Origin of the sequence: Mycobacterium sp. (assembly GCF_049673265.1) — a bacterium.
GTDB lineage: Bacteria > Actinomycetota > Actinomycetes > Mycobacteriales > Mycobacteriaceae > Mycobacterium.
In genome coordinates this window covers 1-10,864 of record NZ_JBATXN010000432.1, presented here as the reverse complement: position 1 = coordinate 10,864, position 10,864 = coordinate 1, and the positions used below count along the sequence as shown (strand labels likewise).

Here is a 10,864-nt window from a genome sequence, read left to right as displayed (position 1 = left end):
GCTGGTGGGGGCCGTAGCGCGCCCGGCGGAGGGCCCGATGTTGGACGCGCTAGCTGCGGTGGCTGAGGAGATGGCGGGCGGCCGGCCGCGGCCGGCTGCACAGCGCGCATCGACGCGGTTTGCGGCGGCCGGCCGGCCATCCCCGCGTGGTGACCGACCTCGAACGTAAGTTGCGGTCCGTCTGGATTGCCGATGTTGATGGTCTGGCCGTCGTGAATGTCGACCACCGGCACCCGACGCCCGTTGACGTAGGTTCCGTTCAACGAACCGTTGTCGATGGCCAGCCAGCGCCCTTGCTCGAAGCGCAGCAGTAGATGCGCGCGCGAGATCAGCGGATGCGTGATGCGCATGTCGGCGCGCAGATCTCGCCCGACAACCACGTCATGGCCTGCGGCGAAAGTGCGTTGAGATCCGTCGTAGCGGACTGTCAGCACGGGCGGCGCTGCTTGACTCATCGCCCCAACTTTAGCTGCTCGGCTCGAGTCACTGACCGCGACACGAATAGCCGTGACTTTTAGCGGCCCGGGCCGGCCAATGCGTCAGGCGCGCCGGTCACCACGCAGTGGGTGCGGCTATAGATCGTCGGCATGCACTGGTTGCAGTGTGTGCACGCCGAGCGCACGCCCGCGCCGTCGGCGGCGATCCGGTTGATCAGGTCGGGCTCGGCCAGCAGAGCCCGACCCATCGCCACAAAATCGAATCCCTCCGCCATGGCCAGGTCCATCGTTTCCCGGTTGGTGATGCCGCCGAGCAGGATCAGCGGCATAGTCAGCTCGGCGCGGAACAGCTTGGCGTCGCGCAACAGATAGGCCTCGCGGTAGGGGTACTCGCGGAGAAACTTCTTACCTGTCATGCGCATGCCCCAGCGCAGCGGCGGCTTGAAGGCGCCGGCGAATTCCTTGAGCGGTGCATCGCCGCGGAACAGATACATCGGGTTGACCAGCGAGCTGCCCGCGGTCAGCTCGATTGCGTCCAGCCCGCCGTCGTCCTGTAGCCACTTGGCCGTCGTCAGCGCCTCTTCGACCGGGATACCTCCGCGCACACCGTCGGTCATGTTGAGCTTGGCGGTCACCGCGATCGGTGTGCCCTCTTTAGCCACCGCGCGCCGAACGGCCATCACCATTCCGCGGGCGACCTTGGCCCGGTTCTCCAGCGATCCGCCGAATTCGTCGCCGCGACGATTGATCAACGGCGAAAGAAAGGCACTAGCCAAATAGTTGTGGCCCAAATGGATTTCGACGGCATCGAAGCCGGCTTCGATCGCGAGTCGGGCGGCGTTGGCGTGCGCGGCGATAACATCGTCGATGTCGTCGCGGGTTGCCTTGCGGGCAAACCGCATGCCGATGGGGTTGAAGAACCGCACCGGCGCCAGGGCGGTGGCCTTATTAGTTTTGGCGTTGGCGACGGGACCGGCGTGGCCGATCTGAGCGCTGACCGCCGCGCCCTCGGCGTGAATCGCGTCGGTTAGCCGGCGGAAGCCGGGCACTGCCTCCGGACGCATCCAGATTCCGTTGCCTTCGGTCCGGCCCCCCTGGGAGACCGCGCAGTAGGCGACTGTGGTCATGCCGACCCCGCCGGCGGCGGGCAACCGGTGGTATTCGATGAGGTCGTCGGTGACCAGTGCGTCGGGCGTGCGGGCCTCGAAGGTTGCGGACTTGATGGTGCGGTTGCGCAGGGTGATCGGACCCAGCGTGGCGGGGCTCAGCACGTCCGGAGGGCTCGACATACTCCGGAGCGTGCCAGACTGTCAGACGTGGGCGCAATCACGTTGGACGGCAAACTCACGCGCGACGAGATCTTCGTCGACCTGAAGCAACGGGTGGCGGCTTTGACCGCTGCAGGGCGGACACCGGGCTTGGGCACCATCCTGGTGGGCGACGACCCGGGGTCGCAGGCCTACGTCCGTGGAAAGCATTCCGACTGCGCCAAGGTCGGCATCACCTCGCTGCGCCGCGACCTGCCCGCCGATATCGGCCAGGCGAAGCTCAACGAGACCATCGACGAACTCAACGCCAACCCCGAGTGCACCGGCTACATCGTGCAGTTACCGCTGCCCAAGCAACTAGACGAGAATGCCGCGTTGGAGCGTGTCGACCCGGACAAGGATGCCGACGGGTTGCACCCGACCAGCCTCGGCCGGCTGGTGCTCGGTACCCCGGCGCCGCTGCCGTGCACGGCGCGCGGCATCGTCCACCTGTTGCGGCGCTTTGACGTCGAGATCGCCGGCGCGCACGTCGTGGTCCTCGGTCGTGGTGTCACGGTCGGTCGTCCGCTGGGGCTGATACTGACCCGCCGCACAGAAAACGCCACGGTGACCTTGTGCCACACCGGGACTCGCGATCTGCCCGCATTGACCAGGCAGGCGGACATCATTGTGGCGGCGGTCGGGGTCCCGCACATGCTGACCGCAGACATGGTTCGCCCCGGCGCCGCTGTCGTCGATGTCGGCGTCAGCCGTACCACCGATGGGCTAGTCGGTGACGTGCACCCGGGGGTGTGGGATGTCGCCGGTCAGGTGTCGCCGAATCCCGGTGGTGTCGGCCCGCTGACTCGCGCGTTCCTGTTGACCAACGTCGTCGAATTGGCCGAAGGGCAATGAGTCTGCGGCAGCTGTTCCGCTCACAGTGGCCGATCGTGACGGTCGTGTTGATCTTCGTCGTGGCTTTCGCGCTCGCGGCGGCGAACTTCTGGCGCCGCGGGGCACTGTTGATCGGCATCGGTGTCGGGGTCGCCGCGATGCTGCGGATTGCGTTGACCGAAGACCGTGCGGGGCTTCTGGTGCTGCGCAGCAAAGGAATTGACTTCACCACGATGGCCGTGGTCGCGACGGCGATGGTCTATATCGCCTGGACGATCGACCCGCTGGGTACCCGTTAGATCCCCGGAATCGCGCTCGGCACGCCCGGGAGCTGCTGTAAGCCAGATACGTTGCCGCCGAGGATGTTTGCCATCTCTTCTGGGCAGTAGGTTTGGATCGCGATCGTGGTGAACAGCTGAGCCATCTGCGGTGACATGCCCCGGCTACCGACTCTCGATGCGACGGCGGCGAAGCTGCCGCCCGGTTGAGCGAGCATCGGGCAGATGGACTGGCCCACGGCCATCGCGTTGCCCGGTTCGCCGTACTCGACGCCCGCGTGGCTCAGTGCGTCGATGAAGCTGTCGTCGTTTTGGTCTGCCCGCACCGGCGGCGAAACCAGTGCGGCCGCGGTGATCAGGCAACCGGCGCCAAGCAGCAGACGAACGGCCAGTTGGTTGCGGGTGATGTCGATCGTCGCCATATTGTGCAACCTTGATTTACCGCAGTCACGTTCACAACACGGTGAGGTTAAGGTTCGCGCACGTTTCCGATATTCCGCGACACGTCATGCGGCGCCGCGGTTCTCGTGATCGACAATGCGGGACGTGACGCGTGAGATTTCGCGCCAGACGTTTCTACGTGGCGCCGTCGGAGCACTAGCCGCCGGCGCGATCCTAGGACCTGGACGAGCCGGCCTGGGCCGGGCCGACGCCGATCCGATTGCCTCCGGTTGGGGCCCGCTTGCCTCCGCGATCGGCGGGCAAGTGATAGGACCAGACAACGGTCCCCAATTCGCCACCGCCAAACAGGTTTTCAATACCAACTACAACTCCTCGACGCCCGCCGTGATCGTCGTCCCGACGTCGGCGGCGGACGTGCAAAAGGCGATAGCGTTCGCGGCGGCCCATAACCTCAAAGTCGCCCCGCGCAGCGGTGGGCACTCCTACGTGGGCGCTTCCACGGCCAACGGAACCATGGTGCTCGACTTGCGTCAGCTGCCCGGGGGAATCAATTACGACAACGGCACCGGCCAGGTCACGGTGGCGCCGGCGACCAGTTTGTATGCGATGCACCAGACGCTGGCCGCGGCCGGGCGGGGGATCCCCACCGGTACCTGCCCATCCGTCGGCGCCTCGGGACACGCCCTGGGCGGCGGGCTGGGCGCCCATTCCCGGCATGCGGGCCTGATGTGTGACGCGTTGAGATCGGCGACGGTGGTACTGCCCAGCGGTCAGGCGGTCACCGCATCTGCCGCCGACAACCCCGACCTGTTCTGGGCGTTGCGCGGTGGTGGTGGCGGCAACTTCGGCGTGACCACCTCGCTGACCTTTGCCACGTTCCCCACCAGCGACGTCGACGCGGTGAACCTCAACTTCTCGCCGCAATCGTTCGCGCAGGTCCTTGTCGGTTGGCAGAACTGGTTGCGCACCGCTGACCGGAGCAGCTGGGCGTTGGCCGACGCCACCGTCGACGCGATGGGCACCCACTGTCGCATCCTCGCGACCTGTCCGGCCGGGTCGGGTGCCAGCGTGGCGAAGGCGATCACCTCAGCAGTCGGCCTCCAACCGACCGGGATCGAGAACCACACGTTCAACTATTTGGACTTGGTGAATTACCTTGCGGTCGGCAACCTCAACCCGTCGCCGCTGGGATACGTTGGCGGATCCGACGTCTTTACGACGATCACCCCGGCCGCCGCCCAGGGGATCGCCTCGGCGGTCGACGCCTTTCCCCGTGGCGCGGGCCGCATGCTGGCGATCATGCACGCCCTCGACGGCGCACTCGCCAGCGTGGCGCCCGGGGCCACCGCGTTCCCTTGGCGTCAGCAGTCCGCGCTGGTGCAGTGGTACGTCGAAACCGGTGATCCCGCAGCAGCGACCGGCTGGCTGGGCGCCGCCCATCAAGCGGTACGCCCGTATTCGGTCGGCGGCTACGTGAACTACATCGAGGCAAACCAGCCGGCGTCGCGCTACTTCGGCGCGAACCTATCCCGGCTCGGCGGCGTCCGGCAGAAGTACGACCCGGGCCGAATCATGTTCTCCGGACTCACCTTCTGACGTCGTCGAGTGTGGGCGGCGTCGCGCGGCTCAGGATAGCGTCGCGCGCACGCAGACCGTGACGTAGGGCAGCGCAAGGCCTCCGGCGTTCGCCAACGCCGGATGGGTGGCCAGCAATTCGCGTACCTGGTCCAGTGTCTTGGTGCGCACTTGTGTCGGCGAGGTGATGCAATAGCTGCGGGAAGCCACCAAGTCGATCAATGCTTGCGGCGTAAGGTAATTCGTCCACTCGACCTGATGACGGTGCACTTCGGTGAACGGATCGGGCAGGGTCACCTTGTCATGCACCGGGTCTCCGTCGCGGCCGATGATCTGCCCCAGCTCCCGCACCCAGCCGAGGCGCTCGTCGCGGGTGTTCCACACCAACCCCAGTCGCCCGCCCGGCCGCAGCACCCGGACCACTTCGGGAATCGCTCGCTGCGGGTTGAACCAGTGCCAAGCCTGCGCGACGAGCACGGCGTCAACGCTGTTGTCCGCCAGCGGGATCTCCTCCGCGGTGCCGAGCAGCGCCGGTGTGTCCGGCAGCGACTTGCGTAACATCTCCAGCATCTCGGCGATCGGGTCGACGGCCACGACGTCCAGGCCTCGCTCCGCCAGCCGGGTGGTCAGCTTGCCTGTCCCGGCGCCGAGGTCCAGCACGTCGCGAGCGCCGGCCGGCAGCAGCCAGTCGATCGCCTCCGGCGGGTATGACGGCCTGCCGCGCTCGTACGCGGCCGCTTCAGAGCCAAATGACAATGAGCGGTCCTGCCGGGACTGGGTCACCGTGGACACGCGCCTTGGCCGGTGGCCGGTCCGCGGGCCAAGTCGAGGGTCTGCCGTACCAGGTCACCAACCGCTTCGGCTTCCACCAGAAAGCCGTCGTGTCCGTAGATCGAGTCGACGATCTGCAGCTGGCTACAGCCGGGCAACAGCTCGGCGAGTTCCTCCTGCAGCCGGAGCGGGTAAAGCCGGTCAGAGGTGATTCCGCCGACCACCACCGGCACCGGGCAACCGCGCAGCGCCGCGGCTACGCCGCCGCGGCCCCGGCCGACATCATGCCGGGATAGCGCCTCGGTCAGCACCACATAGCTGCCGGCGTCGAAGCGCGACACCAGCTTGCCGCCTTGGTGTTCGAGGTAGCTCTGCACCGCGTAGCGCCCGCCCGGATCCGCTGGGTCTTCGCCGGCCTGCGCGTCGTTGGCGAAGCGGGTGTCCAGCTCGATCTCGCCGCGATACGTCAGGTGGGCGAAGCGACGGGCGATGTGCAGCCCGGCATCGGGGCTGCGGCCGGTGCGGTGGTAATCACCGCCCTGCCAGTTCGGGTCGGCTTTGATCGCCGCGATCTGGGTGCATTGGGTGCCGATCTGGTCGGCTGTCGCACGCGCGCCCACCGCCAGCAGCAGGCCTGCGCCCACCCGGTCGGGGTGGCCGACGATCCATTCCAGCGCGCGGGCTCCGCCCATCGATCCGCCGACCACGGCGGCGACCTCGGTGATACCCAGCGCCGCCAGCGCGGCCACGTCGGCCTCGACCTGGTCTCGCACCGATATCAACGGAAACCTGGAACCCCAGGGCTTTCCGTCCGGGGCCAGCGAGCTCGGCCCGGTGGAGCCGCGGCACCCACCCAGCACATTGGTGGCCACCGCGCACCAGCGGTCGGTGTCGATTGGCCCGCCCGGGCCGGCTATGCCGTCCCACCAGCCCGGCGTCGGATGCCCGGGGCCGGCCGGTCCGGTGATGTGCGAATCGCCGGTCAGCGCATGCAGCACCACCACGACGTTGTCGCGGGTAGGCGACAGTTCGCCCCACCGCTGAACGGCGATGCTGACGTCGTCGAGTACCGCGCCGCTTTCCAGGATCAGCGGGCCGATGTCGACAACGCCGACTTCGCCCTCGGCGGGCAGTGTCTGAGTGGGCACGTCAAAGATCGTCATCGCGGCCGCCTCAGAACGCCGCCACGGCGTGCGGGTCGCCAGCGTCCCGGTGTGCCCGAGCCGCGGCGAAGCCAAGCTCGAGGTCGGCCAGGATGTCGTCAATGCCCTCGATGCCCACGGCCAGCCGCACCAGCCCGGGGCTGACGCCTGTGGACAGCTGCTCGGCGGGGCTGAGCTGCGAATGCGTCGTCGAGGCCGGGTGAATCACCAGCGATCGCACATCTCCGATATTGGCGACGTGGCTGTGCAGTTTCAGCGCGTTGACGAACGCCTTGCCCGCCTCGACACCACCGGCCAACTCGAACGACAACACAGCTCCGGTTCCCTTGGGCGCCAACTTCTTTGCCCGCTCATACCAGGGCGAGCTGGGCAGGCCGGCGTAGTTGACCGAAAGCACATCGTCGTGGTCGTCCAGGAATTGGGCGACGCGCTGGGCGTTGGCGACATGGCGCTCGATACGCAAGCTCAGGGTTTCCAGGCCTTGCGCAATCAGGAACGCGTTGAACGGCGACGCCGCCGACCCATAGTCGCGCAGGAGCTGCACCCGCGCTTTGACCGCGAACGCCGGCGGTCCCAGCTCCGCGTACACCACGCCGTGGTAGCTGGGATCGGGGGTGGTGAACCCGGGAAAGCGGTCCTGGGACCAGTCGAAGGTGCCGCCGTCGACGATCACGCCAGCGATCGCTGCGCCGTGCCCACCGAGGTACTTGGTCGCCGAGTGCACCACGACGTCGGCGCCCTGGGCGATCGGCTGAATCAGGTAGGGGGTGGCGACGGTGTTGTCGACGATCAGCGGAACGCCATGCTCGTGGGCCACCCCGGAGACGCCGGGGGTATCCAGCACGTCGATCTGGGGGTTGGAGATGGTCTCGGCAAAAAACGCCTTGGTGTTGGGGCGCATGGCGGAAGCCCAAGACTCTAAATTATCGGGGTCCTCGACGAAGCTGACGTCGACGCCCAGCTTGGGCAGCGAATAGTGGAACAGGTTGTAGGTGCCGCCGTAGAGCCGCGGGCTGGACACGATGTGGTCGCCGGCGCCGGCCACGTTCAAGATCGCGAACGTCTCCGCGGCCTGCCCGGAGGCCACGAACAGCGCGGCCACCCCGCCCTCTAGCGCGGCGATGCGCTGCTCGACGACGTCGGTGGTCGGGTTGCCGATGCGGGTGTAGATGTTGCCCGGCACTTCCAGCCCGAACAGCGCCGCGGCGTGTGCGGTGTCGTCGAAGACGTACGACGTGGTCTGGTAGATCGGCAGCGCCCGGGCGCTGGTGGCCGGGTCCGGCTGCTGGCCGGCGTGGACCTGTTTGGTTTCGAACGACCAGTGCGCGGTCGGATCGGTTTCGCTATCGGCGTTGGTTTCGGAGCTCACGTGGATGTCTTTCTGGGAGGAAATGGGTGGTCGAGTGCTCGCAGCTGCGCGGGACGTCATCTGAAACGACGTCAACCGGCAGCCTTGCGTTTAGCAACTGCGACGAACGATGAGCCAGCCCAAATAGGTGCGCATCAGGCTTCCCTGTCTACTCGGGGGGCCCGTCACGGCGGACCCGCGCTTGCCGACGTAGCCGGTTTTGGCTACTCAACCTGGTCATCACCCGGGGCACCCCACCGCGGTTGGAGGGTTGCCGGCCAGCAAGCCGGGGCTTGACGCTGGCGCTCATGACCGAAACGAAGCTTAACTCATTAAGCCGATTGGGTGCCACCGTCGTGCTCTGCCCACCCCCATATGCCCTTGATAACGTGGCACGCACCGTTACAAACGCGAAGACTTAACCGCCGGGAGACAGACCGTGAGCGCCGAACAGCCGACCATCATCTACACGCTGACCGACGAGGCGCCGCTGCTGGCGACTTACTCTTTTCTGCCGATCGTGCGTGCCTTCGCCGAGCCGGCGGGCATCGAGATCAAGACCAGCGACATCTCGGTAGCCGCCCGGATCCTTGCTGAGTTCCCCGATTATCTGACCGACGACCAGAAAGTGCCCGACAACCTGGGCGAGCTGGGCCGGCTGACGCAGCAACCCGACACCAACATCATCAAGCTGCCGAACATCAGCGCCTCGGTGCCCCAGCTGATCGCCGCCGTCAAGGAATTGCAAGGCAAGGGCTTCAAGATTCCGGATTATCCGCAAAGCCCGAAAACAGACGAGGACAAGGAAATTCGGGACCGCTATGCCAAGTGCCTTGGCAGTGCCGTGAATCCAGTTCTGCGGCAGGGCAATTCGGACCGTCGCGCGCCGAAGGCCGTCAAAGAGTATGCCCGCAAGCACCCGCACAGCATGGGCGACTGGTCGATGGCATCGCGTACCCATGTCGCAACCATGCGGGGTGGCGACTTCTACCACGGCGAGAAGTCGATGACGCTGGACCGTGCGCGCAACGTCAAGATGGAGTTGGAGACCACAAGCGGCAAGACGATCGTGCTCAAGCCTGAGGTGTCGCTGCAGGAAGGCGACGTCATCGACAGCATGTTCATGAGCAAGAAAGCGATCTACGACTTTTACGAGAGCGAGATGGAAGACGCATACGAGACTGGCGTGATGTTCTCGTTGCATGTGAAGGCCACGATGATGAAGGTCTCACACCCCATCGTTTTCGGACATGCGGTCAGGGTCTTCTACAAAGACGCTTTCGCCAAGCACCACGACCTGTTCGAAGAACTGGGCGTAAACGTCAACAACGGGCTATCCGATCTCTACGGCAAGATCGAGTCGCTGCCCGCGTCGCAGCGCGACGAGATCATCGACGATCTCCACCGTTGTCACGAGCATCGTCCCGAGCTGGCGATGGTGGATTCGGCCAGGGGTATCACCAACTTTCATTCGCCCAGCGACGTAATCGTGGACGCGTCGATGCCGGCGATGATCCGCGCGGGCGGCAAGATGTACGGCGCTGACGGCAAACTCAAGGACACCAAGGCCGTCAACCCGGAGTCCACCTTCAGTCGCATCTATCAGGAGATGATCAACTTCTGTAAGACGCACGGCCAGTTTGATCCAACCACCATGGGCACCGTGCCCAACGTCGGTTTGATGGCGCAGCAGGCCGAGGAGTACGGCAGCCACGACAAGACCTTCGAGATCCCCGAGGATGGCGTCGCCAATATCGTCGACATCGACACCGGCGAGGTGCTGCTGACGCAAAACGTGGAAACCGGCGACATTTGGCGCATGCCGGTTGTCACCGACGCGGCGATACAGGACTGGGTCAAGCTGGCTGTGACCCGTGCCCGCAATTCCGGTATGACGGTGGTGTTTTGGCTGGACACCGAACGTCCCCACGAGGTGGAGCTGCGCAAGAAGGTCAAGGCATACCTCAAGGACCACGACACTGAAGGTGCCGAGATCCAGATCATGCCGCAGGTATGGGCGATGCGGTACACGCTTGAACGCGTCGTTCGCGGGCTGGACACCATCGCCGCGACCGGCAACATCCTGCGCGACTACCTCACCGACCTGTTCCCGATCCTGGAGCTGGGCACCAGCGCCAAGATGCTGTCCATCGTGCCGTTGATGGCCGGCGGCGGCATGTACGAAACAGGAGCGGGCGGTTCAGCGCCCAAGCACGTCCACCAACTGGTCGAAGAAAATCACCTACGTTGGGATTCGCTCGGCGAATTCCTTGCATTGGGAGCATGTTTCGAAGACGTCGGGATCAAAACCGGCAATGAGCGGGCCAAGATCCTGGGTAAGACGCTCGACGCTGCGATCGGCAAACTGCTGGACAACAACAAGAGCCCGTCGCGCAAGCCCGGCGAGCTCGACAACCGGGGCAGCCAGTTCTATTTGGCGATGTACTGGGCGCAGGAATTGGCCGCCCAGACCGACGATGGCGAGTTGCAGAAGCACTTCGCGGCACTGGCCGATGTGTTGACCGAGAGCGAAGACGTCATCGTCGCCGAACTCGCCGAAGCCCAAGGCGACGCGGTGGATATCGGCGGCTACTACCGGCCGGACGACGAGAAGACCACTGCGGTGATGCGACCGAGTAAGACTCTCAACGCTGCCCTGGACTGACGCGAATACCTGAACGGGTAAGTCTCGCCGGTACGCGGCTGCACCAAACTGCGAAAGCCGCGAGATTTTGCAGGATCCTTTTTA

At 65.6% G+C, this 10,864-nt stretch carries 9 protein-coding genes, 1 pseudogene and 1 riboswitch; of the genes and pseudogenes, 4 read left to right on the top strand and 6 right to left on the bottom strand.

The genetic code is table 11. The features are described 5' to 3' along the window. The coding region (locus tag WBF82_RS15085; RefSeq protein ID WP_424383801.1) for an FHA domain-containing protein at nt 1-455 on the bottom strand (455 nt) is incomplete at its 3' end. A gap of 59 nt (nt 456-514) precedes the next feature. Then, the gene (locus tag WBF82_RS15080) at nt 515-1,726 is read right to left on the bottom strand and encodes an NADH:flavin oxidoreductase (RefSeq protein ID WP_424383800.1); all 1,212 of its coding nucleotides are present in this window, start codon (nt 1,724-1,726) and stop codon (nt 515-517) included. A 27-nt stretch (nt 1,727-1,753) separates the two neighbouring features. Between WBF82_RS15080 and WBF82_RS15075 the strand changes: the two genes are divergently transcribed. Both WBF82_RS15075 and WBF82_RS15070 read left to right on the top strand, forming a co-directional pair. Then, nucleotides 1,754-2,599 (top strand): bifunctional methylenetetrahydrofolate dehydrogenase/methenyltetrahydrofolate cyclohydrolase, encoded by an 846-nt coding sequence (locus tag WBF82_RS15075; protein ID WP_424383799.1) that lies wholly within the window; start codon nt 1,754-1,756, stop codon nt 2,597-2,599. Further along, nucleotides 2,596-2,877 (top strand): DUF3017 domain-containing protein, encoded by a 282-nt coding sequence (locus WBF82_RS15070; RefSeq protein WP_424383798.1) that lies wholly within the window; start codon nt 2,596-2,598, stop codon nt 2,875-2,877. Before WBF82_RS15075 ends, WBF82_RS15070 begins: the two co-directional genes overlap by 4 nt. Here WBF82_RS15070 and WBF82_RS15065 read toward each other — a convergent pair. Continuing rightward, nucleotides 2,877-3,278: pseudogene (locus WBF82_RS15065) on the bottom strand (DUF732 domain-containing protein); the annotation flags it as partial. The gene WBF82_RS15070 and the pseudogene WBF82_RS15065 sit on opposite strands and share 1 nt — an antisense overlap. Nucleotides 3,279-3,402: 124 nt before the next feature. On the opposite strand from WBF82_RS15065, the gene WBF82_RS15060 reads away from it, so the two are divergent. Beyond that, nucleotides 3,403-4,854 (top strand): FAD-binding protein, encoded by a 1,452-nt coding sequence (locus WBF82_RS15060; protein ID WP_424383797.1) that lies wholly within the window; start codon nt 3,403-3,405, stop codon nt 4,852-4,854. 30 nt (nt 4,855-4,884) lie between these two features. Here the strand turns inward: WBF82_RS15060 and WBF82_RS15055 are convergent, their stop codons facing one another. From WBF82_RS15055 to WBF82_RS15045, 3 genes are read right to left on the bottom strand one after another with little or no spacing between them, the layout of a single operon-like run. Beyond that, on the bottom strand, nt 4,885-5,616 hold the full coding sequence (locus tag WBF82_RS15055; RefSeq protein WP_424383796.1) for a class I SAM-dependent methyltransferase: 732 nt from the start codon (nt 5,614-5,616) through the stop codon (nt 4,885-4,887). Beyond that, on the bottom strand, nt 5,613-6,767 hold the full coding sequence (metX, locus tag WBF82_RS15050; RefSeq protein ID WP_424383795.1) for a homoserine O-acetyltransferase MetX: 1,155 nt from the start codon (nt 6,765-6,767) through the stop codon (nt 5,613-5,615). The genes WBF82_RS15055 and metX overlap by 4 nt, the downstream gene beginning before the upstream one ends. A gap of 10 nt (nt 6,768-6,777) precedes the next feature. Beyond that, complete coding sequence (locus WBF82_RS15045; RefSeq protein WP_424383794.1) at nt 6,778-8,136, bottom strand: bifunctional o-acetylhomoserine/o-acetylserine sulfhydrylase; 1,359 nt, start codon at nt 8,134-8,136, stop codon at nt 6,778-6,780. Between the two features lie 172 nt (nt 8,137-8,308). After that, nucleotides 8,309-8,429, bottom strand: a riboswitch (SAM riboswitch). Between the two features lie 125 nt (nt 8,430-8,554). Between WBF82_RS15045 and WBF82_RS15040 the strand changes: the two genes are divergently transcribed. Next, nucleotides 8,555-10,780, top strand: a complete 2,226-nt coding sequence (locus WBF82_RS15040; protein ID WP_424383793.1) for an NADP-dependent isocitrate dehydrogenase — start codon at nt 8,555-8,557, stop codon at nt 10,778-10,780. The last annotated feature ends 84 nt before the right edge of the window (nt 10,781-10,864 follow it).